Origin of the sequence: Chryseobacterium ureilyticum (assembly GCF_900156735.1) — a bacterium.
GTDB lineage: Bacteria > Bacteroidota > Bacteroidia > Flavobacteriales > Weeksellaceae > Chryseobacterium > Chryseobacterium ureilyticum.
On record NZ_FTOL01000001.1, the window covers coordinates 780,572 to 804,670 of the forward strand.

28 protein-coding genes are annotated in these 24,099 nt (G+C 34.8%); 26 read left to right on the forward strand and 2 right to left on the reverse strand.

Features of this window, described 5'->3' with window-relative positions:
- Positions 1-179: 179 nt before the first annotated feature.
- From tpx to BW983_RS03240, 5 genes are all read left to right on the forward strand, one after another.
- On the forward strand, positions 180-683 hold the full coding sequence (gene tpx, locus BW983_RS03220; protein WP_076549885.1) for a thiol peroxidase: 504 nt from the start codon (positions 180-182) through the stop codon (positions 681-683).
- A gap of 75 nt (positions 684-758) precedes the next feature.
- Positions 759-1,334 (forward strand): Crp/Fnr family transcriptional regulator, encoded by a 576-nt coding sequence (locus BW983_RS03225; protein WP_076549886.1) that lies wholly within the window; start codon positions 759-761, stop codon positions 1,332-1,334.
- Between the two features lie 71 nt (positions 1,335-1,405).
- Positions 1,406-2,095 carry an alpha/beta hydrolase gene (locus BW983_RS03230; protein ID WP_076549888.1) on the forward strand — a complete coding sequence of 230 codons (690 nt, stop codon included), beginning with the start codon at positions 1,406-1,408 and terminating at the stop codon, positions 2,093-2,095.
- Positions 2,096-2,180: 85 nt separating this feature from the next.
- Positions 2,181-2,528 (forward strand): VOC family protein, encoded by a 348-nt coding sequence (locus BW983_RS03235; protein WP_076549889.1) that lies wholly within the window; start codon positions 2,181-2,183, stop codon positions 2,526-2,528.
- A gap of 97 nt (positions 2,529-2,625) precedes the next feature.
- Positions 2,626-3,030, forward strand: coding sequence for a glyoxalase superfamily protein (locus BW983_RS03240; protein WP_076549891.1), 405 nt, complete (start codon positions 2,626-2,628; stop codon positions 3,028-3,030).
- A gap of 13 nt (positions 3,031-3,043) precedes the next feature.
- On the opposite strand, the gene BW983_RS03245 is transcribed toward BW983_RS03240, so the two are convergent.
- A complete protein-coding gene (locus tag BW983_RS03245) occupies positions 3,044-3,625 on the reverse strand; it encodes a peroxiredoxin family protein (protein ID WP_076550818.1) in 582 nt (193 codons plus the stop codon).
- Between the two features lie 143 nt (positions 3,626-3,768).
- Here BW983_RS03245 and BW983_RS03250 point away from each other — a divergent pair, with 143 nt between their 5' ends.
- The 21 genes from BW983_RS03250 (at position 3,769) to gcvP (ending at position 22,095) form a co-directional block, all read left to right on the forward strand.
- Positions 3,769-4,980, forward strand: a complete 1,212-nt coding sequence (locus BW983_RS03250) for a DUF763 domain-containing protein (protein WP_076549893.1) — start codon at positions 3,769-3,771, stop codon at positions 4,978-4,980.
- Between the two features lie 248 nt (positions 4,981-5,228).
- A complete protein-coding gene (locus BW983_RS03255; protein ID WP_065393139.1) occupies positions 5,229-5,819 on the forward strand; it encodes a Crp/Fnr family transcriptional regulator in 591 nt (196 codons plus the stop codon).
- 78 nt (positions 5,820-5,897) lie between these two features.
- A complete protein-coding gene (locus BW983_RS03260; protein WP_076549894.1) occupies positions 5,898-6,308 on the forward strand; it encodes a VOC family protein in 411 nt (136 codons plus the stop codon).
- Positions 6,309-6,345: 37 nt separating this feature from the next.
- Complete coding sequence (locus tag BW983_RS03265; RefSeq protein ID WP_076549896.1) at positions 6,346-6,807, forward strand: hypothetical protein; 462 nt, start codon at positions 6,346-6,348, stop codon at positions 6,805-6,807.
- A gap of 179 nt (positions 6,808-6,986) precedes the next feature.
- Positions 6,987-7,511, forward strand: coding sequence for a hypothetical protein (locus BW983_RS03270; protein WP_076549897.1), 525 nt, complete (start codon positions 6,987-6,989; stop codon positions 7,509-7,511).
- A 2-nt stretch (positions 7,512-7,513) separates the two neighbouring features.
- Positions 7,514-8,296 carry an alpha/beta fold hydrolase gene (locus tag BW983_RS03275; protein WP_076549899.1) on the forward strand — a complete coding sequence of 261 codons (783 nt, stop codon included), beginning with the start codon at positions 7,514-7,516 and terminating at the stop codon, positions 8,294-8,296.
- 99 nt (positions 8,297-8,395) lie between these two features.
- Positions 8,396-8,827, forward strand: coding sequence for a VOC family protein (locus BW983_RS03280; protein ID WP_076550820.1), 432 nt, complete (start codon positions 8,396-8,398; stop codon positions 8,825-8,827).
- A gap of 78 nt (positions 8,828-8,905) precedes the next feature.
- Positions 8,906-9,319, forward strand: coding sequence for an SRPBCC family protein (locus tag BW983_RS03285; RefSeq protein WP_076549901.1), 414 nt, complete (start codon positions 8,906-8,908; stop codon positions 9,317-9,319).
- 35 nt (positions 9,320-9,354) lie between these two features.
- Positions 9,355-9,594, forward strand: coding sequence for a DNA-directed RNA polymerase subunit alpha C-terminal domain-containing protein (locus BW983_RS03290; RefSeq protein ID WP_228408943.1), 240 nt, complete (start codon positions 9,355-9,357; stop codon positions 9,592-9,594).
- A 201-nt stretch (positions 9,595-9,795) separates the two neighbouring features.
- Positions 9,796-10,662 carry a VOC family protein gene (locus tag BW983_RS03295; RefSeq protein ID WP_076549904.1) on the forward strand — a complete coding sequence of 289 codons (867 nt, stop codon included), beginning with the start codon at positions 9,796-9,798 and terminating at the stop codon, positions 10,660-10,662.
- A gap of 46 nt (positions 10,663-10,708) precedes the next feature.
- A complete protein-coding gene (locus tag BW983_RS03300; protein ID WP_076549905.1) occupies positions 10,709-11,542 on the forward strand; it encodes an SDR family oxidoreductase in 834 nt (277 codons plus the stop codon).
- A gap of 45 nt (positions 11,543-11,587) precedes the next feature.
- Positions 11,588-12,016: an SRPBCC family protein gene (locus BW983_RS03305; protein WP_076549907.1), complete on the forward strand. Its 429-nt coding sequence runs from the start codon at positions 11,588-11,590 to the stop codon at positions 12,014-12,016.
- Between the two features lie 46 nt (positions 12,017-12,062).
- Entirely contained in the window at positions 12,063-12,521 is a 459-nt protein-coding gene (locus BW983_RS03310; protein WP_076549908.1) for an SRPBCC family protein, read from the forward strand.
- A 34-nt stretch (positions 12,522-12,555) separates the two neighbouring features.
- On the forward strand, positions 12,556-13,014 hold the full coding sequence (locus BW983_RS03315) for a DoxX family protein (RefSeq protein WP_076549910.1): 459 nt from the start codon (positions 12,556-12,558) through the stop codon (positions 13,012-13,014).
- Between the two features lie 157 nt (positions 13,015-13,171).
- On the forward strand, positions 13,172-15,178 hold the full coding sequence (locus BW983_RS03320) for a S9 family peptidase (RefSeq protein ID WP_076549911.1): 2,007 nt from the start codon (positions 13,172-13,174) through the stop codon (positions 15,176-15,178).
- A 414-nt stretch (positions 15,179-15,592) separates the two neighbouring features.
- Complete coding sequence (locus tag BW983_RS03325) at positions 15,593-16,147, forward strand: RNA polymerase sigma factor (RefSeq protein WP_228408944.1); 555 nt, start codon at positions 15,593-15,595, stop codon at positions 16,145-16,147.
- A gap of 11 nt (positions 16,148-16,158) precedes the next feature.
- Complete coding sequence (locus tag BW983_RS03330; protein WP_076549914.1) at positions 16,159-16,491, forward strand: hypothetical protein; 333 nt, start codon at positions 16,159-16,161, stop codon at positions 16,489-16,491.
- Between the two features lie 90 nt (positions 16,492-16,581).
- Entirely contained in the window at positions 16,582-16,839 is a 258-nt protein-coding gene (locus tag BW983_RS03335) for a hypothetical protein (RefSeq protein ID WP_076549916.1), read from the forward strand.
- Positions 16,840-17,007: 168 nt separating this feature from the next.
- Positions 17,008-17,655, forward strand: a complete 648-nt coding sequence (locus BW983_RS03340) for an alpha/beta hydrolase family protein (RefSeq protein ID WP_076549918.1) — start codon at positions 17,008-17,010, stop codon at positions 17,653-17,655.
- 342 nt (positions 17,656-17,997) lie between these two features.
- Positions 17,998-18,645: a J domain-containing protein gene (locus tag BW983_RS03345; RefSeq protein WP_076549919.1), complete on the forward strand. Its 648-nt coding sequence runs from the start codon at positions 17,998-18,000 to the stop codon at positions 18,643-18,645.
- A 591-nt stretch (positions 18,646-19,236) separates the two neighbouring features.
- Complete coding sequence (gene gcvP / locus BW983_RS03350) at positions 19,237-22,095, forward strand: aminomethyl-transferring glycine dehydrogenase (protein WP_076549921.1); 2,859 nt, start codon at positions 19,237-19,239, stop codon at positions 22,093-22,095.
- A 115-nt stretch (positions 22,096-22,210) separates the two neighbouring features.
- Here gcvP and BW983_RS03355 read toward each other — a convergent pair whose 3' ends face one another.
- Positions 22,211-23,674, reverse strand: coding sequence for a S41 family peptidase (locus tag BW983_RS03355; RefSeq protein ID WP_076549923.1), 1,464 nt, complete (start codon positions 23,672-23,674; stop codon positions 22,211-22,213).
- Positions 23,675-24,099: the final 425 nt, after the last annotated feature.

Here is a 24,099-nt window from a genome sequence, read left to right on the forward strand (position 1 = left end):
CGGTCCCGCTAAAATTGATATTAAATTCAACTTTGGAGTTTTTAAGGCTCAGAATTGCTTAAAAAACTGATGTACAGTCTAAAATATTTTTATTTCTACTTTAAGATTAATTTAACCTTATATTACATAGAGAAATTTTCTTTTTTGATTAAATTTGAAAAAATAAAAAAATAAATATTATGTCAACGACAATCACTTTAAAAGGAAACGAAGTACACACAATAGGAGCTTTACCGGCGGTAGGAAGTAAAGTAAAAGATTTTGCTTTGGTAGATTCAGGATTGAATGTAAAGACATTGCAAACTTTTGAAGGAAAGAAAAAAGTATTCAATATCTTCCCAAGTATTGATACACCTACTTGTGCAGCATCAAGCAGAAAATTCAATGAAGAAGCTTCAAAATTAGAAAACACAGTAGTCATTAACGTTTCTAAAGACCTTCCTTTCGCATTAGGAAGATTCTGCGCAGCAGAAGGATTGAACAGTGTTGAAACACTTTCAGATTTCAGAAGCAGCTTTGGTGATGATTATGAAGTAGTGATTACAGACTCTCCTTTAAAAGGTCTGTTAAGCCGTGCAGTAATCGTTACAGACGAAAACAATAAAGTGGTTTACACAGAACAGGTTTCTGAGATTGCAAACGAACCAAACTATGATGCGGCATTAGCAGCATTGAATCAATAGTCAAAATAATCTTTGAGAAAAGCCTTGTGAAAGTAATTTTTGCAAGGCTTTTTTTGAATTCAAAATACACCATAAATGATGTCAAACCATTACACAGAATACGGAGAACTATTTCAGGTAGATCAGGAGCATTTTGATGAATTTTATGCTTTACTGAAAGATACAACACTTTTAAAATCAGATTTTTTTCTGAAACAAGGAGATAAATGCAAATACCTTGGCTTTATTAAAAAAGGAACAATCAGATGCTTCTATATCAACGATCAGGGGCGGGAGATCAATTTCGGATTCTACTTTGAAAATGAATTCTTCACCGACTACGAAAGCATACTTTGTGATACCGTGTCCAATATGAATATTCAGGCGTTGGAAAACTGTGAAATTCTATTGCTCAGCAAGGAAGATTTACAGGGGTTGTATAAGAAAGAATCATATTGGCAGAAATTCGGGAGGGTAATGAGTGAAAAAATTTATTTAGATGCCAAAAAAAGAATTGATGATTTAATATGTCTGTCTCCTGAAAACAGATACCTCAATCTTTTAAAAAAACAACCCCTTCTTTTCCAGAAAATAGCACAGAAACATATCGCAAGCTACCTTGGAATTACCGAACAATCGCTTAGCCGTATCCGAAGCAGAATCGTAAATTAACTTAAGTTAACGTCCTGTGGTATTTTAGATTGTAGCTTTACATTATTAATTAAACTTTAATACTTATCATCATGGAACAGAAAGATTTAACCATTATTTTAGTACACGGAGCCTGGGGAGACGGATCTCACTGGCAATACATTATTCCTTCACTTGTAAAAGCAGGATATAAGGTAAGAAGCGTTCAAAATCCTTTGACTTCACTGCAGGACGATATTGATAAAACAAAAGATCTTATCGATGCACAGGAAGGAAAAGTACTTCTGGTAGGACATTCTTATGGAGGAGCAGTCATTTCAGGAGCCGGAAATCATGATAAAGTTGCCGGATTGGTTTATATTGCAGCTTTTGCACCAGACGCAGGAGATAGCCTTGGATCTCTTTTAGGCAGAAGAGAATCTCCGGGTGGAGCAAGTATTTATCCTGATAATAAAGGGTTTTTATGGATTAAATATGACGAATTTAAATCTGCTTTCTGTCAGGATTTAGATGATGAAAAAGCGTTGGTAATGGCATTGTCTCAAAAACCTATTCACGGACAGTGTTTTGGAGATGTAGCAGGTGAGCCGGCATGGAAAATACGCCCAAGTTGGTATCAGATTTCATCCAATGACCGTATGATTCCTGCTGAAACAGAAAAAGAAATGGCAGAACGACTTCAACCGAAGAAAATAATTACACTGGATGCAGGGCATGCTTCGTTAGCTTCACACCCTGAAGAAGTTACGCAGTTTATTTTAGAAGCTGCTTCTTCACTATAAAACTTCAATTAAGAATAAATAATCTTTAAAGCTCTGGGAAATTTTAAGTATTTTCACAGGGCTTTTTTTATGAATAAAAATCAAAATGGTAAAAAGAATTGTAGCGAATATAAAAACTAATGATCTCCCCAAAAGTAATCAGTTTTATCAGGAAATTTTAGAACTTGATGTTTTGATGGATCATGGCTGGATTAAAACATTGGGAAATGAAGAAGAATCAAAGGTGCAGATCAGTTTTGCTGTACAGGGAGGAAATGATACTGACGTTCCGGATTTGTCTATAGAAGTTGATAACATCGAGGAAATTTATGACAAAATGAAAAAAGAAGGTTTTAAGATCGTTTATGATATTACCAATGAAGATTGGGGTGTTCGAAGATTTTTTGTAGAAGACCCATTCGGAAAAGTAATTAATATTTTATCCCATAAATAAAAATATAGTACCTTATTTAATAGGAGTGGGCTTTAGCCCGCTTTCATAAAATAATAAATTGTCATCTGGCTTTAGCCAAAACTTAAAAATAATCTCTATGAAAGCTGAACAAGTTATTCCCATCCTTAGAATTTTCGATTATCAGAAAACGCTTGAGTTTTATGTCGATTGGCTAGGTTTTGAAATTATATGGGAACACCGTTTCGAAGAAAACTTTCCGGTTTATATTGAAGTCAGGAAAGAAAACATTGTTCTTCATTTAAGTGAACATCATGGAGATGCAAGCCCCGGAAGCAGTGTTTTCATATGGGGAGAAGGAATTGCTGAATACCATACAGAACTTATTGATAAAAACTACAAGTACAATCGTCCCGGGCTTGAAAAGACTTTTTATGATGCTGTTTCTTTTACAGTAAATGATCCTTTTGGAAATAAAATTATTTTCAATGAAAAATTTGATCAGGAAAAGCACGGAGCTTTAGAGTTCTATTCACATGAATAAACCATCAGAAAATTTATTTCTGATGAGTTTTTATACTGTCCAATTTCCGCATGAGTTCCTGATCTGTTGCACCGCCACAGCTGGAATGAATAACCTTACCATTACTGTTTATCAAAATTCTGGTGGGAGTACAGAAAATGTTGTATTTGATTTGTTCCTGTCTTTGTGGAGATTTCGTATTATCAATCTGTTCAAACTGAATATTTTCGGCATCTTTTAAAGCCTTTTCATAAACTGTTTTGTCATCTTCCAATCCTTCCAGTATTCCGATGAAACCAGTCTGATCTTTATATTCATTAAAAAGTCTGTTCAGATCATCCGTCATATTATAACTTAGATTATGATCTCTTTCCAAAGATTTTTTGCCGTAAATAAAGATGAGAAGGTTCTTCCCATTGTAATCCTTTGAATTGAACTGGTGACCATTCATTGTTTTGGCTGAAAAAGGCTGTGGGGTAGAACCTACAAAGAAATCTATCCTGTTTTTCTTCCATTCTTCTCTCATTTTATCAATATTTTCAGCTGTTGTTGTTTCTTTTTTTTCCTTACAGGCAGAAAGTGAGAGTACGGTGAACAATAGTAAAAGCTTTTTCATATGAATGATCATGTATTGGTAGTTATCAGACAAAAGTCATAAAAAAAGAATTGATTACCAATTTTTGAGGAATGTTTTTTATTGATTCGAATCAGTATTCATTTGGAATATTAAGCCTAACTTTGTTTCTCTAAAATTGAAAAATGAAACGTTCAGGAACCGCAGATTTACCGCTTCACTATGGCAAAGTACCGCCATGGCTGTATGAACGGATGTCTGTTCTTGGACTTTCCATCGTTGAGGTTATCCTGATGGATTATGGTAAAGATGAGGTGCTTCGCCGGTTGGCAGATCCGTTTTGGTTTCAAAGCTTTGGGGCTGTAATGGGAATGGACTGGCATTCTTCTGGAATTACCACTTCCGTGATGGGAGCATTAAAGCGTTCCATTAATCCCAATTCCCAGTCGTTAGGGCTTTACATTTGTGGTGGAAAGGGGAAGTTTTCAAGAGAAACTCCGTCAGAATTAATTCAGATTGCTGAAAAAACCGGATTAAACGGAACAGAATTAGTAAGAGCCAGTAAACTTTCTGCTAAAGTTGATAATACAGCCATTCAGGATGGTTATCAGTTGTATTTGCATAATTTTATTCTGTCAGATAATGGAAACTGGAGCGTTATTCAGCAGGGAATGCACGAATCTGATGGTACTGCAAGACGTTATCATTGGCATTCAGGAAATATAAAATCATTCATAGAAGAACCTCACACAGGTATTAATGGAATTTCCAGAGGGAAAATTTTAAACTTAACCGATGCGGAAGCTTCAGGAAACCGAAAAGGAATTCTCGATATTTCTCATACCGATTCCATTGATGTGATGAAAGATTTTTCAAGACTGATTCTTCCTGCTCATCATGATGTTCAGGCATCCGATGTTGATCTTAAGCGTTTGGGAGCATTGTTATATGTAACCAGAGAGCAACAACCGCAGAATTTTGAGGATTTGTTGATGTTGGAAGGAGTAGGTCCCAGAACGATGCAGTCTTTGGCGTTGGTGAGTGAGGTTATTCATGGTGCACCGTCACGATTTTTTGATCCTGCAAGGTTTTCCTTTGCTCATGGAGGTAAAGATGGTCATCCTTTCCCGGTTCCTATCAATACTTATGACGAAAGTATCAGTATTCTTCGAAGAGGAATAGAAAAATCAAAACTTGGAAATTCAGATAAGCTGAGTACATTAAATAAACTTCATCAGATCGTAACTACGGCTGAAAAAGACTTCACTCCGGATTTTAATATCCAGGAAGTAATTGAAGAGGAAAGACAAAACTCATGGCGCTTCGGAGGAAAAACAGTGTTCGGTGATGCTCAGAAACCTTCTCCACCAAAGTCAATTCAGTTGTCTTTATTTTAATATCTAAACTGTAAATCAGGCTATACTCAAAAGCATATTTCTATACTATGTTAGAAATGTAAAAATGTTGATTTTAGGGATGGACTTCTTTTTGTAGTTGAATTTCGTTTAATTGTTTAAAATTTTAAAATTATCTTAAATTCAATATGATATATGTTTTTAAATGATGAATAAATCATATTGTTTAATATTTATTGCATTTGTTTCGATTAAAAATTTTAATTTTAAAGTCTTAAAAAAATGACCTGATGACCACCAAATCTTTAGAAATATGTTATGATTTTCCATTTTTTCTGCAGGAGGAATTGGAAGAAATATTTCAGGCACACGAAAAAACGTCTTTTCAAAAAGGAGAATTCATTCTTGAAGAAGGAAAAACAGCTAATGAATACTATATTCTGGATAGCGGACTTGCAAGATCCTTCGTCAATGATTTCAACGGAAATGAGGTAACTACTCACTTTTTTGTTGAAAATGAAGTGATTATTGAAGTTTTATCAATGTTTCAAAGAATACCGTCTCAGGAAAATATTGTCTGCATCACAGATTGCGAATGCTGGAAGCTTGATTATGATACCTTTCAGGAATTATTTCACAAAATCCCGAATCTCAGAGAATGGGGAAGATCATGGATGTCTAAAGAGCTTTTTGATTATAAACAACGATCTGTAGAAATGTTCACTCTTTCTGCTACTAAGCGCTACCTTAATCTCCTGGAACAAAAATCAAAAGTGATACAATTTGCCCCTTTGAAACAAATTGCGTCCTATCTTGGAGTAACGGATACTTCACTGAGCAGAATTCGGAAAGAATTGGTTTCCCATCCTAATAAAAATTAAATCTTGCCCTATGGCAAGTAGATTTTCATCACACCTTGGTAATTTTGGTTAAAAGTTTAACACCAAAAATTACTGAATATGAAAATCAATCAAATCTATGTCAATTTACCTGTAAAAGACATACAAAAAACAAGAACGTTCTGGACGACATTAGGTTTTCCGATCAATGAACAGTTCTCAGACGATAAAGCTGTATGTGTAGTCATGAAAGAAGATTATATCTACACCATGTTTCTGAAAGAAGAGTTTTTCCAAACCTTTACCAACAGACCTTATGCTAAAGGAGATACTACTCAGGTACTTCTTGCCATTGGAGTAGACAGTCGTGAAGAAGTAGACTGGATTGTAAACACCGCTCTTGAAAACGGAGGTTCAAAATACAGTGAGTCTATGGATCACGGATGGATGTATCAAAGTGCTTTTGCTGATATAGATGGGCATCAATGGGAAGTAATGCATGCTGATATGTCTAAGTTACCAACAGAATAATTATCAATGATATAAGATACTCTTTAATATAAATATTATGGAAACAATATCAGATACAATAGAATTTGTGAAACATCAGGTAAACGTTACTTACAAAGTAATCTCTATCAATACAGAAGGAATCACCAATGAAGAGTCGATAATTTTTTCAAATGAGGATGCCAATTGTATGAATTGGGTACTGGGACACCTGATTTATGTTAGAAATGGCTTATTGAATATTCTTGGCGAAGAAGCCGTATGGGACGGAGAAATATTTTCCGTATATAACAGAGGTGCCACTCCTTTAGAAAGAAAAAACGAGTTGGTAGATTTTGAAGAACTCAAATCTTATTTAAAACAAACTCAGGATAAACTAGAAGCAAAGTTGAATACTATCGAAAGTTTTAATCATGAGACGATTAATGATATTGCCACACTCTGCTTCCACGAAAATTACCATTGCGGTCAGTTAGGGTATATCCGCAGACTTCTGGGAAAACCTGGAGGAATAAAATAAACCAGAAAACAGTTGGAAAAAACAAGAAAGAGATAAACGGTTTTACACCACCATCTTATCAGCAATCATTAATGAAATTCGTGCATTCGTGGCAAAAAATCATTCAATAATCATAGAATATAGAGATAGAACCTTGCTTTTCCCAACACTTACATTCTAATTCCATAAAAAATAAAAACATGGACACACCAAAATCAAAAAAAGTAGAACTCATCATTCCAGCTTACAGAATGCATACCCAAAGCTTTATTAACGTTTTGGATGGCATTTTGGAAGAAGATGCTCTGAAAAGAATTGAAAATAAAACCAATCATATCGTTTGGATGGCAGGAAACTTTGTGAATATGCGCTATGGCTTGGGTATGGTACTTGGATTACAGGATCAGGACCCTAATAACGATCTTTTCTTTCAAGGAAAAACCTTGGATGAAAACTTCAAATATCCAACGCTGGCAGACCTGAAGAAAAACTTTCATGATATTTCTGCAAAAGCATATCAGAAACTATTGGAAGTAACTGATGAAGAACTTGATGAGATCTTTGAAATCGGGATGAATATTCCTTTTATTAAAGAAACAAAACTCAATTTCGTTGGAATGTGCATTGGTCGGGAAGATTATCTGTGCGGGCAGATAGGGCTGATGCGAAGAATTTTAGACTATCCGGGAATGAAGTACGATGTTGACGAAAATATCAAGTATTAATCATGAATCCAATAGAAAAAGGATATAAACATGTAAACGGGATCCAGCTCTATTTTGAAATATATGGATCAGGAAAACCATTGGTGTTGATTCATGGTGGAGGTTCCTCTATTCTCTATGATTTCAAGGAAGTGATAGAAAGATTACAGGATAAATTTCAGCTGATTGGAGTAGATCTCCAGAACCACGGACGAAGCGAGCACCGTGATATTCCAGAAACGTTTGAACAGGATGCTGATGATGTAGCCGCATTATTAGCTGAACTTAATATTCATAAAGCTGCATTTTGGGGCTTTAGCAATGGTGGAAATACAGTGATACAGATCGTCCACCGTCACCCCGGAATTGTAGAAAAGATAGTAGTTGCATCAGCATTTTACAAAAGAAACGGAATGATGGATGGCTTTTTCGAAATGATGCAGGATGCTACCTTTGAATCTATGCCGGAACCTTTTAAGATCAATTTTTTAAATCTTAATCCAGACTTTTCAAAACTGGAAAATCTTTTTGATAAAGACAGTAAGAGGATGCAGACTTTCGAAGATTGGGGCGATGAGGTGCTGAGTTCTATTGAAGTCCCTGCATTATTTATCAGTGGAGATAAAGATGTAATGAAACCCGAACATACCGTAGAAATGTGGCGGTTGGTAAAAGGATCGGAATTGATGATAGTACCCGCAACTCACGGAACCTATATGATGGCTGATTTTGACGACAGCCTCAATGAAGATCTGATCAACTTTACCATTAAAAAAGTAGAAACATTTTTAAATCAGCATCACTAATTACACTTACGTTTTCACATTAATATATTCGTGTCATTTGTGAAACTATTTGTGTCATTTGTGTTTAAACAAAATAATAACATTTTAAAATTAAAAATCATGGCAAAATTAAATCCGTACCTAAACTTTGATGGTACTGCTGAAGAAGCATTCAACTTTTACAAATCAATTTTTGGAGGTGAATTCGTAGGTGAAGTACACAAAATGGGGAACGCTCCCGGTACAGAAAACCTTTCAGAAGAAGAAAAAAACAGAGTAATGCATATCGCATTGCCTATTGGAGATGACCTTTTAATGGCTTCAGATATAGTTCCTGGTTTCGGGCAAACCCTTACGGTAGGAAATAACAATTATGTTTCTATTTTTCCGGATTCAAGAGAAGATGCGGACAGACTTTTTAAAGGACTTTCAGAAGGCGGAAATGTAGAAATGCCAATTGAAGATCAATTCTGGGGAGACTACTTCGGTTGTTTTCAGGATAAATATGGTGTTCATTGGATGGTGAACTATAATGAAGGATATGCAAAATAATCTTATATTTAACTAATTATTTAAAAGGGGTGCTCACTTGTGGGCAGCTCTTTTATTCAATCATAAAAAAATAGAACTATGGATCCAATTAAAATAGACATTACAATTTTAGCTCCGGTGGAGAAAGTGTGGAATTATTTCAATGAACCAAAGCATATCACAAAGTGGAATTTTGCCCATGAAAGCTGGCATTGTCCTAGTTCTGAAAATGATCTGAAAGTAGGCGGGAAGTTTAAGAACAAAATGGAAGCAAAAGATAAAAGCTTTGCTTTTGATTTTGAAGGAGTATACGATGAAGTAATTCCCCATGAAATTATAAAATATCATTTGGAAGACGGACGTAAAGTAGAAGTAATCTTCGACAAAATAGATGAAAATACGACCAAAGTTACCGAAGTTTTCGATCCCGAGAAACAAAATTCCGTGGAAATGCAAAGGGAAGGCTGGTATGCCATTCTCAACAATTTCCATAAGTATGTAGAGAATCATTAAAAACATTTTTTGTAGCCATGATCAATTTAGTTATCATGTCAAAGAGTTTGAATTCCATTTATGCTGTTAACTATGACGCAAATGAAGACTTTCTTTATGGTATAATTGCAGTTCCCGCAAGAAAAGCCCTGAAAAAAGAAAAGATAGATTCTTTGGAAAAATTGTCAGACTATTCCGAAAAGGAAATTCTGCAGCTTCATGGTTTCGGAAAAAATACAGTGATGAAGTTAAAAGATTATATGAAGGAGAATCAGGTGTTTTTTAAAGAAGCATAAAAAGTTATCAACTAGAATTATTACTATGTCATTGCAAATAAGGTATATATATCTTTAAGAGCAAAGACATAAGATTTCTTTTGCTTTTAAAGTGAAAGAAGAAATCTAAGCATATTCTAAAATCTCCTTGAGCAATTATTGCTTATTAATCAATAAGAAAAAAATCAACCAAACTATATCAATCAATTAAAATTTAAACTTATGAATAACGATATTTTCCCATGTCTCTGGTACGATGAAGATGCCAAGCAATCAGCAGAGTTTTATTGTAAAGTTTTCGGTGGTGAAATTACAGCGGATACTCCTGTGGTGATGAATATATATTTGTTTGGGCAAAGATTAATGCTGTTAAATGGTGGTCCGCAATTTAAGAAGAATGCTTCAATTTCTTTCATGGTTATTTGTGATACGGAAGAAGAAGTCCAGAAATACTGGGATCAGTTGTTGCAGGGAGGAATAGCATTAATGGAACTTGGGTCTTATTCCTGGAGTAAGAAATATGGTTGGGTTCAGGATCAGTATGGCGTTACATGGCAGATATTCTTAGGAGAAAAATCAGGTGAACAAAAAATAGTTCCTACTCTTATGTTTATTCATGAAAATAATGGTAAGGCTAAAGAAGCAATGGAGCTTTATACCAAAACTTTCCCTAACTCAAGCATTGGTAATATTTTAGAATACGGAGATGGAAGCGAAGGACATCCTATACCGGAACCGGCTGAAAATGTTCAGCACGCTAACTTTGTAATAGATAACTACACGTTGTTTTGTATGGATAATTCCTACGATCATCAGTTTGACTTTAATGAAGGAATTTCATTGGTGGTAATGACCGATGATCAGGAACAAACTGACCGTTACTGGAATACACTTACAGCAGATGGAGGAAGAGAAAGTATGTGTGGCTGGCTAAAAGATAAATACGGTTTAAGCTGGCAGATTGTACCTAAAAGACTGATCCAGCTGATGAATGATCCTAATCAGGAAAAAGCCTATAAAGTAGTGCAGGCTATGATGAAAATGCAGAAAATTATTATTCAGGATCTAGAAGACGCATATAATTCATAAAATTTTTTCGGCTTGCTGTTTGATGTTATTTAGAAAAGGTTTGCATATGAAAACACAGAACAAATCACAATCTAAATCAAAAGTTCCTAAAGAAGGACTCTTTCCGGAGATCATTCGGGATGACTACCAGGGAAGCCGGAAATTATTAGGAAAAAAAGCTGTAATTTCTGGTGGAGACAGTGGAATTGGGCAGGCAGTGGCAGTTCATTTTGCCAGAGAAGGAGCAGACGTTACCATTATCTATAAAGAAAGTGATGACGATGCCAAAGAAACTCAAAAACTAGTTAAAAAAGAAGGGCAGAAATGTCTTTTAATCAAAGGAGATCTTACCAGGAAAACATTTCGGGAAAAATGCGCAAAGAAAGTAAAATCAGAGTGGAAAGGTATTGATATTCTGGTAAATAATGCAGGAATTCATACCTCAAAGAGCAGCCTGGAAAAAATTACTGATGAACAGATTCAGGAGACATTTGATACTAATATCATCTCCATGATTTCTTTCACCAGAAACTTTCTTCCATTAATAGAAAAAGGAGGACGAATCATTTGTACAACATCTGTCACAGCCTATCGTGGAAGCGATCATCTGATAGATTATGCCGCTACAAAAGGAGCCGTTCTGTCATTTATCCGTTCATTAGCAGATAACCTTGCAGAAAAGAAAATATTAGTCAACGGAATTGCGCCCGGACCTATCTGGACACCTTTGGTAAAAGAAGCTTTTGATGATCTGTCAACCTTTGGAAAAGATACCCCGTTAAAAAGAGCAGGGCAACCATCAGAAGTAGCACCTGCATATGTTTTTCTAGCGTCTAAAGATGCCAGTTATATTACAGGAGAAGTAATTCATATTAACGGTGGAGACTTTGTCGGAGGATAAAAAAAACTTAAAATTTATCACTTAAATTAATTAATAGTAAAGAACATGGAAAAATTATCATATGAAATTGAAATAAATGCAGAACCTGAAAAAGTATGGAGCGTTCTCTGGGGAGATATTACCTACAGACAGTGGACAACAGCTTTTACAGACGGATCATTTTATGAAGGAACCTTGGAAGAGAATAATATCATTAAATTTCTTGACCCCAAAAATAACGGAATGTACAGCAGGGTTGAAAAGATCATCCCCAACGAGGAAATAACATTTTTACACCTTGGAGAAATCTATGAAGGAATTGAAGTTCCACAAGATTGGGGAGAAGCTACAGAAGCCTATTTCCTTGAAGAAAATGATAACGGAACTTTACTGACGACTAAAATTCAAACACCCGCAGAATTTAAAGAGTTCTTTGAAGAAAAATTTCCTAAAGCAATGGCAATTGTAAAACACCTTTCAGAAAACCAGCTTTAAAAGGAAAGTCTGATTTTAACCAAATCAACCTTAAAAAATATAGAATATGGAAACCTTATCGTACGAAACAGTAATTGATGCACCCATGCAAAAAGTCTGGGACATTCTCTGGAGTCCCGAAACATATAGTGAATGGACAAAATATTTCAGTCCCGGATCTATGATGAAATCCGATTGGAAAGTAGGTGGGAAAACTTACTTCGTAAATACAGAAGGAGAAGGAATGGTTTCTACCATCGATAGTCTGGATGAACCAAGACAGGTAGTTTTTAAACATTTGGGAATGGTAGATAAGGAAGGTAATGAAGACACTCACAGTAAAGAGGTCATGGAATGGAGTGGTTGCTTCGAAAAATATTTCCTGATCGATTTTGGCGGAAAAACAAAACTGCATACTGAAGTTCAGGTTGATAAACAATGGCAGGATCACCTGGATACAGGATTTACAAAAGGGCTGATAGTTGTAAAAAGCTTGGCAGAAGGAGTTAATTTAAGTTCAGTGTAAAAGTATTTTCATCTTCCATCAACGTATAAAAAACATGAAATTATTAAGCATTCTATTCGTTACATTTATTCTGGCTTTACTGGGAACCATGGTGTTTCACGGAAAACCGGATTATGTATTTTCGGGAAACCTTGGAATGGCAGTTTTCATCATCTTTACAGGATTTTCACATTTTAAATTTCAGAAAGGAATGGAAATGATGATTCCGGATTTCATCCCTGCTAAAATGTTGTGGGTGTATCTCACAGGCTTTTTGGAAATTGCAGCTGGAATAGGTTTGATGATCCCCGCTATTCGGGAGTTAACAGCTATTTTATTGATCGTTTTTTATGTATTGGTCTTTGTCGCTAATATCAATTCCTCTAAAAAGAATATTAATATTTTTAAGGCAGATTATACAGGACCCGGAATGCGGTATTTGTACGTTGAGAGAATTCCTATGCAGGTTATTTTAATAGTATGGACCTGGTATTTTGGAATTTTTTTACATTAAATATAAATAATAGACAGTTATAAGGCTGTCTTTTTTATTGTTTTTGAAAAAGAAAAGGTAAATAATGTAACGTTTTGTAAAGATAAAGTGTCTAATTATGTAAGATCATTAATATTTTGATTAAAAAAGCTATAGTTTTAACCTTAAAACATGAGTTATGAATCTAAATTCCAAAATTTTCGGTACAGCTTATATTGTACTTTCCACAATTATGATTAATGCACAGAGTTCTACAGCCAAGCTGCCGGGAGATCCTACACTGCCATCTTCCAAAGCCAATCTAGAGAAGCTTATTTCCTATGATAAAGGAAACTATAAGTATAAAGTTGAGGACTATTTTGCGAGACCAAAAGCCTCAGCATTTAAAATTTCTCCGGACGGAAAATACCTTTCCTATAAAGAAAAAGACAATGACCGTAAAAACCATGTCTATGTGAAAGACTTAAGCACCGGAAAAATTACAAAAGCAATCGTTGAAAAAGACGATCTGATCAAAGGTTACGGTTGGTTGAACAAAAATCGTTTATTCTACACCCAGGATAAAGGCGGAAATGAAAATATCCATTTGTATGCAGCAGATGTAGATGGCGGGAATCAAAAAGACCTTACCCCATTTGACGGAATTACTTTAGGGAGTATCATTCCTATAAAGTATACAGATTTTGTGGTGGTTACCATGAATAAAAACAACAAGCAGATCTTTGAACCTTATAAAATCAATTTCGTGACAGGTGAAATGACACAGCTGTACGAAAACAAAGACGAAAAAAGCCCTATCGATGGTTATATTTTTGATAAAGATGGTAATTTAAGAGGATATAATGTTCTTGAAAACGGGCTGACAACCAAAACTTATTATAAAGACTTGCAAACAGGGAAGTTCAACCTTCTTAAATCAACAGATTGGTCTGATACCTTCAGTATTATAGATTTCAATTACAATTCAGGAAATAAAGATGAAGCTTATGTGGTAACAAATCTGGATAGTGATAAAGAGAAAATCGTTTTATATGATTTAAAGAAAAATGCTGTAATCAAAGAAGTTTATTCCAATCCTGTTTATGATGTAAGTTCCATTAGTACAGCTGGTAAAAGCAGAAACTATGAATTGGATTATATCAGTTATAACGGTGTAAAAGAAGAAACCATTCCGGTAAGTAAATTCTACAAAGAAATAGATGATAAACTGAAATCTCAATTTGGAGATAAGGAGTTTGGAATCGTTTCCTCGGATGATAACAATGATAAACTTCTTGTCGTTGTAGGAAGTGATAAATTATATGGTACTTACTACGAATACGATACAAAAACCAAGCAGACCAAACTTTTGTATAATCTGATGCCACAGCTTAAAGAAGAAGATATGGCTGAAATGAGACCTATCGAATTCAAAAGCAGAGATGGTTTGACGATTCGTGGATATATTACGTTACCAAAAGCTGCTTTGGAAGGGAAAAAAGTACCTTTAATTGTAAATCCTCACGGTGGTCCACAAGGAATCAGGGATCATTGGGGATTCAACCCGGAAGCACAATTATTTGCCAGCAGAGGATATGCAACGCTTCAGGTGAATTTCAGGATTTCAGGAGGGTATGGAAAAGAGTTCCAGAAATCCGGATATAAGCAGATCGGAAGAAAAGCAATGGATGATGTGGAAGATGGAGTAAAATATGCCATCAGCCAAGGTTGGATAGATAAAGATAAAATTGCTATTTATGGAGGAAGCCACGGTGGATATGCAACTTTAATGGGCTTAATCAAAACTCCGGACCTATATGCTTGTGGAGTAGATTATGTAGGCGTTTCCAACATCTTTACTTTCTTTGAATCCTTCCCGGAATATTGGAAACCTTACAAAGAAATGGTAAAACAGATCTGGTATGATTTGGATAATCCTGAAGAAGCAAAAATTGCGAAAGAAGTTTCACCGGTTTTCCAGATTGATAAGATTAAGAAGCCATTATTTGTAGTTCAGGGAGCAAATGACCCTAGAGTAAACATTAATGAATCAGATCAGATTGTGAAGGCAATGCGTGCAAAAGGATTTGAAGTGCCTTATATGGTAAAGTATGATGAAGGACACGGATTCGGAAAAGAGCCGAACAGGATTGAACTTTACAAATCTATGTTAGGATTCTTCGCAGAGAATTTTAATAAAAAATAAACCGACCATTTTTATAATTATGAAACGGAAGATATAATGTCTTCCGTTTCTTTTTTGTCATTGTGAGTGTTCGAACCCAAAATTTCTCGCAGATAACACAGATGCTTAGTCTCTTCGTCTACGCTTTATAAATTAAGTTCTTCTACAGATAAAAGAGTGAACCCTTTCTAGCCCTGATAGTAGCGGTTACCCCACAGCATGTATTGGCAGAAGCAAGGAGCGAGGAGTATGAGCGGATAGCAGGAATTAGCTCCTTGGAATTGATAATGAATTTGTTTACAATGATTTATTGATTAAAAGAAACCCTGATGAATAAAAGAAAAGCTAAAGTTTCGAAAAAATATTTTAAATTTATTAAAGTAAAACCAAAAGTACAGTCGTCATAGCAATATGGAGGTTGTCGAAAAAATAACAATGCCACAGAAAGAGAAAGAAAGCATCATCTCGCAGACCGTTTCCAATTACGGAGGAAAGCTGATGTCTTATATTCGTCCCAAAGTGAAAAATACTGAGGATGCGGAAGATATCTTGCAGGAAGTGTGGTATCAGTTCAGTAGCCTTACCAATCTTTCTGAGATTGTGAATGTGGGGGGCTGGCTGTATAGAGTAACGGCGAATAAAATCACGGACCGTTACCGTAAAAAGAAAACAGAAAATCTTGAAGATTTCGTCTATGAAGATGAAGACGGAAGCTTTTCCATCAAAGATATTTTATTGATGGATGATAGCGCGGGTCCTGAAGTAAAAATGTTTCAGGATGAGATCTGGAAAAAACTGTTTGAAGCACTTGATGAACTTCCCGAAAAACAAAGGCTGGTCTACGTAGAAAACGAACTGAACGACAAAACCCTCCAGGAGATCGCCGATGAACAGGGAGAGAACATCAAAACGATCATCAGTAGGAAAAATTATGCTGTGAAGCATTTGAGAAACAGATTGAGAAGATTATACGAAGATTTAAAAAGTTAGAAAAAGAAATTATGAATTATAAACACAAAAAAGGCTGGATTTTTTTATTGTTATGTCCACCGTTAATTTTCTTAGCGGTTACATGGATCGTCATGTCGCTTTGGAACTGCTTGTTACCTGAGATTTTAGGAGTTAAATCCATTACATTTTGGCAGGCGATGGGAATTCTGATCTTAAGTAAAATTCTTTTTGGAGGATTTCATTTTGGAAAAGGAATGAGAGACTTTAAAGAAAGAAAGATGAGACAGAAAATGGAAAGCTGGTCTCCTGAAGAAAGAGAAAAATTCAAAGAAGTCTGGAGAAATAAATGCTCAGGCGGATTCTTCAACAGAAACAACGAATAATTTAAAAATTTTAAAGAAGTAGTAAAGTAAAATTAAAATTCATTCGTCTATATAAAAAACAAGAAGTAGTAAAATTTAAATTTTGAAAAAATGAAAAATTCAGCATTAAAAGGTGCTCTTGGAGCATTAGCCGTTGTGGGTGTAGCATTAATTGCTAAAAAAGCAGTACAAAGAAAAAGATTTATCAAAGGGATTTTTGATGAATATGGAATTAAAGAAAAATCACCTTTTGGATTAGCAGATAAGATCAGAGAAATGAACGATGAAGAATATCAGAATCTGAAAGGGAAATTTAAAAAAGAATTTGCATCAAAGTGTTGCAGAAAAGATAATACCTGCGAAGCATAAAAAGTAAATAACTAAATTGAAATTGTTTAATTCAGGCTCGGGAAGCAAAGCTTCCCGAGCCTGAATTTTTTATTTTAAATCTTTCAGCAGAAGAGTGATACTCTTGATTTATTGAAAATATGGTTATTAAATACTAAATTTGTTTTTCTGTTTAAAATAAACATTATAATGGCTTTCAAAAATATTTTTATTACCATACTTACTGTTTTTTCTTTCATCATGTACGGGCAGAAATCTGAATTAAAGCAGAAACAATATATTTTCTTCCTACATAATAAATTCTTGGAAGGACATTCGGGGGATGATGCACATCCTAAATATGGTATTGTAGAGTACGAAAAAATGCTTCATGAGTTGAAGGATAGTAGTAATATTGTTCTTTTTGAAAAAAGGAAACCCAATACTGATCCGGCTGCATATGCTCTAAAAATAAAAAAACAGATTGATCAGCTGATCAAAAAAGGAATTAAAGCTGAAAATATTGCAGTAGTCGGTACCTCTCAGGGTGGTTATATTGCTCAATATATCTCTTATTATATGAAAAATCCTGAACTGAAATTTGTTTTTATTGGTGCCAGTTTTAAAGATGATTCTTTAGAAAAAGATGAAAATTTTAGACTGTATGGAAAGATTCTGTCTATCACAGAAAAATCGGATGATGGACACATCCCTTTATCTCAGGAGCAAAGATTCATAAGATCGAATATAAAGAATTTTAAAGAAATAGAGCTTAGTACAGGGTTAAATCATGGCTTTTTATTTAAAGCTCTTGATGCATGGATTATCCCAACCAAAGAATGGATTTATGGTAAGTAACTTTATAGAACCTGACTAATGATTTTTATTATTGGTAGAATTATAGATTTAAGATATGCAAAGAAACAAACTTGTAGGTAAACACATAAGATAACTGAACCATTTTATTCGTGCATCCGTGGCAATTTTAAAATATATTTTAGCATACTCAATTTTATCGAAGATAAAATCCTTGTGTCTTAAAGCATAGTACTTATCAATTATTTTGCGTCCCTGCGTTTTCCAACATATTACATATAAGATTGCTTTGCAGGAAATGTCTTTCAAGACCTTTTCTCAGCTAAACTTTTGTCATAAAGATCAAACACAAAGAAAAATAAATCCTTATTTTTGTATTGTTCAATGAAAGATTACTACTATTTTCTCGGTATATCACAGGATGCTTCAGAAGAAGACATCAAAAAAGCTTATCGAAAGTTATCCTTAAAATATCATCCTGATAAAAACGAAAATGACGACTTCTTTGCAGATCGTTTCCGCGAAATTCAGGAAGCATACGAAACATTGAGTGATTCTGTAAGAAGACGTTCCTACGATCAGAATCTGGAAAATCACCAGAAAAGTTTCCGATATAATATTCCACCAGTCATTAAAACATTTACGGCAAATAAAATTCACGCAAAAAAAGGGGAAGAGATTATTGTTAATTGGCAGACAAGTAATGCTGATGTGGTAAAAGTATTGCCTTTCGGACTAGAAAAGCCTTATGGAGAAAGGATCTTTAAGATCACAGAATTTAAAGATGGAAAATTCCAGATTTTGCTTCATGCAACGAATTCACTTTTGCACAAAACAGTAGTTCAGGGAATTACCATTACAGAAGTTTTTGAGAATGATTCTGATAAATTCAAAAACTCGGTGGAGGAAATGTTCAAGCCACAGCCTAAAACTGTAGTTAATAAAAGTGGACAGCCTAAAATTGTTATGCTGTTTTGGGGTGTTATAATCTTGGCAATTGCCTTATACTTCCTAATTAAGGAATTTATTTAAGCCATTTTCTTTCTTCCGGGACACTTTTTACATCTTTTTCCCTTCTTGAATTTTTTACAACAAGATTTCTTTTCACAGAACATCTCTTCGTTTTTGAATGAGTATACGGGAGCTAAAGGCGCAACTTTAAATGGGACAATCATATTCATGTTGCAAATATATTAATTTAGAATAAATATAATTAATAAAATTTCATAAAATTCTTAAAACCTGATGTATAGAAGTATTAAAAGGTTTTTTGGCTACAATTTATCTCTGATTTTCATCATTATATAAGATGTATTTATTACGAAAATGCTGGGTTAGTTTTTATTTTTCGCTTCAAAATGATAATTGGTTTTAGAATTTTTCCGATCAAATATTTCACTATTTTATTATCAATACATTGATGATATTGTTGAATAATATTTATAAAATCAATGTAATTGCTGTTTAAAGTAAATTAAACCTTATTTAATGACTATCAAAAAGGAAGTTATTTAAAACAACTGGACGACTTAGTGAATTATCAATCATTTTATACTCTTGTACAATCGTGTAAAAAATTGTAATTTTACCCATCTTTTTACAAACAAAATCTAATAAATAAAAATGAATACAGAACAGTTTGTGAGCCGTCACATTTCTCTTAATGAAGCCGATAAACAGGCGATGTTGGAAAAACTTGGCGTTTCTAGTATTGAAGAGTTAATTTCTCAGACCATTCCTTCTTCCATCCGTTTAGAAAAAGATCTTGAGATCTCAGAACCACTTTCGGAGTACGAAATGTTGAACCACTCAAAAGAATTGGCATCAAAAAACACTGATTATACAAGTTATATCGGTTTCGGATACCACAATACACTTTTACCATCAGCAATTCAAAGGAATATCTTTGAAAATCCAAGCTGGTATACTGCGTATACGCCGTATCAGGCTGAAATTGCACAGGGAAGATTGGAAGCTCTTCTTAATTTCCAGACTGTTGTATGTGACCTTACTGGTTTTGGTCTTGCAAATGCCTCACTATTAGATGAGTCTACTGCTGCAGCTGAAGCAATGCATATGTTCTTCAACAACAGAACTAAAGATCAGAAAAAAGGAGAAGCTAATAAATTCTTTATCTCAGATCTTGTATTGCCTCAAACGATCTCTGTATTGAAAACTAAGGCAGAAGGGTTAGGAATTGAAGTAGTGGTTGGTGATCACAAAACTCACGCATTTGATGCATCTTATTACGGTGTTTTATTACAATATCCAGGTAAAAACGGTATCGTTCTGGATTATACAGAAAACATTGTTGAATACAAAAAATTAGATCTTCAGGTAGCAGTTGCTTGTGATCCGATGGCATTGGTGAAATTAAAATCACCTGCTGAAATGGGTGCTGACTGTGCAGTAGGAACTTCACAGAGATTCGGTATTCCATTAGGTTACGGAGGTCCTCACGCGGCATTCTTTGCTTGTAGAGAAGAATATAAAAGAGATATTCCTGGAAGAATCATTGGTGTTTCTCAGGATATGTACGGAAAACGTGCGCTAAGAATGGCACTACAGACAAGAGAGCAACACATTAAGAGAGAGAAGGCAACTTCTAACATCTGTACTGCTCAGGTTCTTTTAGCTGTAATGGCTGGTATGTATGCAGTTTATCATGGTCCAAAAGGATTAAATTATATCGCTGACCAAATTCACTTTAAAGCAAACGCTTTAAAAGGAGGTCTTAAAGCTTTAGGATATCAAGTAGTAGAAGAGCCTATTTTCGATACTGTGAAAATCACAATGGCTGAAGATGAGAAAGCAAGATTGGTAAGATTGATGCTGGACCACAGACTTAACCTTAATTATTTCACAGAAGGTGTTGTAAGTATTGCTATCAACGAAAGTACTACATTAGAAAAATTAAACTATCTGATGGCTTCTTTCGCTCAGTTTAAAGACAAGCAGACTTTCAAGCTTGAAATCAAAGAAGGATACAGCATTCCGGAAGAAAACCTTAGAAAGGATGAAATTCTTACAGAAGAAGTATTCAACAAATATCACACTGAAACAGAATTGATGCGTTACATCAAGCGTCTTGAGAGAAAAGACTTGTCATTGACTCATTCAATGATTTCTTTAGGATCTTGTACAATGAAACTGAACGCAGCTACTGAAATGTTGCCACTTTCATGGGCAGATTGGGGAAGTGTTCACCCATTCGTACCGGTAGACCAGGCAGGAGGATATCAACAAATGATTGCAGAGCTTGAAAAAGACCTTGCAACAATCACAGGTTTTGCAGGAACTTCTTTACAGCCAAACTCTGGAGCTCAGGGAGAATATGCAGGATTAATGGTAATCAGAGAATACCACATCTCAAGAGGTGATCACCACAGAAATGTAGTATTGATCCCTCAGTCTGCACACGGAACAAACCCAGCTTCTGCAGCAATGGCAGGAATGAAGATCGTTGTTGTTAAAAACCTTGAAAACGGAGAAATCGACTTCGAAGATCTTAAAGCTAAAACAGAACAGCATTCAGCGAATTTATCAGCTGTAATGATTACATATCCGTCTACTTACGGATTCTTTGATGCCAACATTAAAGAAATTACAAACTTAATCCATGAACATGGAGGACAGGTGTATATGGATGGTGCCAACATGAACGCTCAGGTCGGATTCACAAGTCCAGGAAACATTGGAGCAGACGTTTGCCACTTAAACCTTCACAAAACTTTTGCAATTCCTCACGGAGGTGGAGGTCCTGGAGTAGGTCCTATCTGTGTGGCTAAGCACTTAGTACCATTCCTTCCTTCTAATGCAAATATCAGAATCGGAGCTAAAGAAGCTATCGATGGTATTTCTGCTGCACCTTACGGTTCTGGATTGATTCTTAATATTTCTTATGCTTACATCAAAATGTTAGGAACAGATGGTCTTAAAAAGGCTACAGGACATGCGATCATGAATGCTAACTATCTTAAAGAAATTCTAGCTCAGCACTTCCCAATCTTATATTCAAACGAAAACGGAAGAGTAGCTCACGAATGTATCGTAGATTTCCGTCAGTTCAAATCTTTAGGAATTGAAGTAGCTGATGTGGCGAAGAGATTAATGGATTATGGTTTCCATGCTCCTACAGTTTCTTTCCCAGTTGCAGGAACATTAATGATTGAGCCTACAGAATCTGAAAGCAAATCAGAAATTGATCGTTTTGCAGAAGCTTTAATCTCCATTAAACATGAAATTGATGAGATTGCAAACGGACAGGCTGATCAGGCAAATAACGTATTGAAAAACGCTCCTCACACAGAGCAATTGGTAATCTCTGATTCTTGGGATAAACCATACAGCAGAGAAAAAGCTGCTTATCCGCTGGAGTGGGTAAGAGATCACAAATTCTTTGCTTCTGTATCAAGAGTAGACGAAGCTTACGGAGACAGAAACTTAGTATGTACTTGTGAGCCAATCGAAGCTTATATGTAATTAGAAACATTTCTAAATATATAATCCCTCTCAGTGTTGAGAGGGGTTTTTTTTGTTTTAAAACTTATAAAATTAAGTAGTTTTTTAGATGTTTTTATATCTATTCTTCGAAATATTACTTGCCGTTCAATACATTGCTTACATATTCTGTCCATTCATATACAGGAATACTTCTGTCTAAATAATAATCAGGTTGTAAACCTTTGCTGTCAATTGTAAAGTCAGGAATACGCATGCTTCTTGATAGTGAATATCCCAATTGGAATTCATTGCATGGTGAAGGAACGTAATACATATTGGAAACGTCCAGTACTCCAAAAGTAGTTGTCCCAAATAGCTTTACTTTTCTGCTTTGTTTAGCAGCCAGTAAAAACTGTTCATCAGTACTTCCATTGCCTTGATTAATGATAATTCCTACATTTTTTGGATAAGGATGAATAGTGTCATATTTTGTAGTGCTGACAACATTTTCATTCAGGTTTACAAATTTACCATGTTCCTTTTCCAATTTGTCGAACGAAGTTTTTGCCCACTTTTTACTTTCCTCATTAAATCCGTATTCAGGTTTATTGATGAAATCCAGCATTCTTTGATTGTTCAGCTTGGTAGACAAATATTCTACACCTACCGTTCTGATAGGGTTGGTATAAATCAATGGAAGGAGTTGATCATAGCTTGCATCACTTCCGCCAGTTCCATTTCTGATGTCAATAATGAGGTTTTCAGTAGAAAGAATTTTCTCCTTATTCGCCGTAATGACACTGTCTATTTTTTGTTTCTCAGAAGCGCGAAAAGATGGAATCCTGAAATAGAGTGTGGTTTCATTAAGTTTTTCAATATACGGTTTATTAACAGTCAAAGATTGAAAGTATTGTGTATATTTAGGTTCATCTTGCAATTTTGGATAAACCCTTGAAAGCGTAAAATCACCAATCTGTAAATGGTTTTTTCCGATGAATTTTATGTCTGTAGATTCGTCTGCAGAATGATCTCTCTTGTAGAAGATAGAATTGATTTTATTGCCGGAAGCGTCTATTTTAAGTTTTACTTGCCCTTTTGTCCAGGTTTCTGCACCTGACTCTATAATAAAACCAATATATTGATTCCCTTTTTTCTTGATCCCAATTTTATAAGGCTCCGTTTCCCAGATTCCTTCATAGTCAGAGATTTTACCCTTTTCCAGATAGTTTTTGAAATCTTTGTCATTGATAGGAAATGTTTCCCAGTTGGAATATTTATTTTCAGACTTTTGATTAGAAGAAGCTTGTTGAGTTTCCTGTTTGTTGATTGGTCTTATTGAGATGTGCCCCGAACGGAAAAAAGTAAGCCAGTCATATAAAAGTGGACCACATTCAGAAAATGTTTTTGCCGTTTTTACCTTTTCTGCTGTTCTTTTGTTATGATCTTCGTACGCCTGGTTTCCCTTTTGTTTTAACGCGTATTCAAAGCCGGCGTCATTTACTTCAAACGTTTTTTTAACCCATTCGAAATTTTTAGAGCAATCACATGACTGAGCGTATAAAGAAGTTGTTGTTAATGTAAATAAAGATGAAAGTAGTACAGCTTTTAAATTCTTCATGGAGTTAATTTATAATAGAACATCTGATATCCCTTAAATATTACATTTTGAAAAGTTTTTTTACTCTTTCATTCTATTTTTATGTAATAAATCAAGTGGGAATTAATGTTAGCTAAAAATAAACAAATTATATTAGAAATAATTGCTACAATATGCTTTTGGTTAGATATATTCTCCTTGTGATCTAAATATAAAGAGTCTCCCAAATGTTGAGAGACTCTTTATATGTTATATTTATTTTGTTATCTTCTCTTGTAGCTGTAAGCAACTAAAATTGCTACGCCCATAGTAAGCACGGTTATCATTGAAATCGTTTCAATTGAGATTCCACTTTTCATCTGTGTGTTTTCTTTTTCACATGAAAAAAAGAATAATACTGTCATTAATAAACAGCCCGATAGTAATTTTTTAATCATAAATGTATT

Bases quoted from the DNA above. Each gene is read 5' to 3' on its own strand.
- BW983_RS03255 (WP_065393139.1), top strand. From the start codon at position 5,229: ATGACCACCAAATCTTTAGAAATATGTTATGATTTTCCATTTTTTCTG.
- BW983_RS03320 (WP_076549911.1), top strand. From the start codon at position 13,172: ATGAATCTAAATTCCAAAATTTTCGGTACAGCTTATATTGTACTTTCC.
- BW983_RS03335 (WP_076549916.1), top strand. From the start codon at position 16,582: ATGAAAAATTCAGCATTAAAAGGTGCTCTTGGAGCATTAGCCGTTGTG.
- BW983_RS03315 (WP_076549910.1), top strand. From the start codon at position 12,556: ATGAAATTATTAAGCATTCTATTCGTTACATTTATTCTGGCTTTACTG.
- BW983_RS03270 (WP_076549897.1), top strand. From the start codon at position 6,987: ATGGACACACCAAAATCAAAAAAAGTAGAACTCATCATTCCAGCTTAC.
- BW983_RS03345 (WP_076549919.1), top strand. From the start codon at position 17,998: ATGAAAGATTACTACTATTTTCTCGGTATATCACAGGATGCTTCAGAA.
- BW983_RS03260 (WP_076549894.1), top strand. From the start codon at position 5,898: ATGAAAATCAATCAAATCTATGTCAATTTACCTGTAAAAGACATACAA.
- gcvP (WP_076549921.1), top strand. From the start codon at position 19,237: ATGAATACAGAACAGTTTGTGAGCCGTCACATTTCTCTTAATGAAGCC.
- BW983_RS03275 (WP_076549899.1), top strand. From the start codon at position 7,514: ATGAATCCAATAGAAAAAGGATATAAACATGTAAACGGGATCCAGCTC.
- BW983_RS03305 (WP_076549907.1), top strand. From the start codon at position 11,588: ATGGAAAAATTATCATATGAAATTGAAATAAATGCAGAACCTGAAAAA.
- BW983_RS03330 (WP_076549914.1), top strand. From the start codon at position 16,159: ATGAATTATAAACACAAAAAAGGCTGGATTTTTTTATTGTTATGTCCA.
- BW983_RS03300 (WP_076549905.1), top strand. From the start codon at position 10,709: ATGAAAACACAGAACAAATCACAATCTAAATCAAAAGTTCCTAAAGAA.
- tpx (WP_076549885.1), top strand. From the start codon at position 180: ATGTCAACGACAATCACTTTAAAAGGAAACGAAGTACACACAATAGGA.
- BW983_RS03325 (WP_228408944.1), top strand. From the start codon at position 15,593: ATGCCACAGAAAGAGAAAGAAAGCATCATCTCGCAGACCGTTTCCAAT.
- BW983_RS03265 (WP_076549896.1), top strand. From the start codon at position 6,346: ATGGAAACAATATCAGATACAATAGAATTTGTGAAACATCAGGTAAAC.
- BW983_RS03235 (WP_076549889.1), top strand. From the start codon at position 2,181: ATGGTAAAAAGAATTGTAGCGAATATAAAAACTAATGATCTCCCCAAA.
- BW983_RS03250 (WP_076549893.1), top strand. From the start codon at position 3,769: ATGAAACGTTCAGGAACCGCAGATTTACCGCTTCACTATGGCAAAGTA.
- BW983_RS03340 (WP_076549918.1), top strand. From the start codon at position 17,008: ATGGCTTTCAAAAATATTTTTATTACCATACTTACTGTTTTTTCTTTC.
- BW983_RS03245 (WP_076550818.1), bottom strand. From the start codon at position 3,625: ATGAAAAAGCTTTTACTATTGTTCACCGTACTCTCACTTTCTGCCTGT.
- BW983_RS03225 (WP_076549886.1), top strand. From the start codon at position 759: ATGATGTCAAACCATTACACAGAATACGGAGAACTATTTCAGGTAGAT.
- BW983_RS03280 (WP_076550820.1), top strand. From the start codon at position 8,396: ATGGCAAAATTAAATCCGTACCTAAACTTTGATGGTACTGCTGAAGAA.
- BW983_RS03355 (WP_076549923.1), bottom strand. From the start codon at position 23,674: ATGAAGAATTTAAAAGCTGTACTACTTTCATCTTTATTTACATTAACA.
- BW983_RS03240 (WP_076549891.1), top strand. From the start codon at position 2,626: ATGAAAGCTGAACAAGTTATTCCCATCCTTAGAATTTTCGATTATCAG.
- BW983_RS03230 (WP_076549888.1), top strand. From the start codon at position 1,406: ATGGAACAGAAAGATTTAACCATTATTTTAGTACACGGAGCCTGGGGA.
- BW983_RS03295 (WP_076549904.1), top strand. From the start codon at position 9,796: ATGAATAACGATATTTTCCCATGTCTCTGGTACGATGAAGATGCCAAG.
- BW983_RS03290 (WP_228408943.1), top strand. From the start codon at position 9,355: ATGTCAAAGAGTTTGAATTCCATTTATGCTGTTAACTATGACGCAAAT.
- BW983_RS03285 (WP_076549901.1), top strand. From the start codon at position 8,906: ATGGATCCAATTAAAATAGACATTACAATTTTAGCTCCGGTGGAGAAA.
- BW983_RS03310 (WP_076549908.1), top strand. From the start codon at position 12,063: ATGGAAACCTTATCGTACGAAACAGTAATTGATGCACCCATGCAAAAA.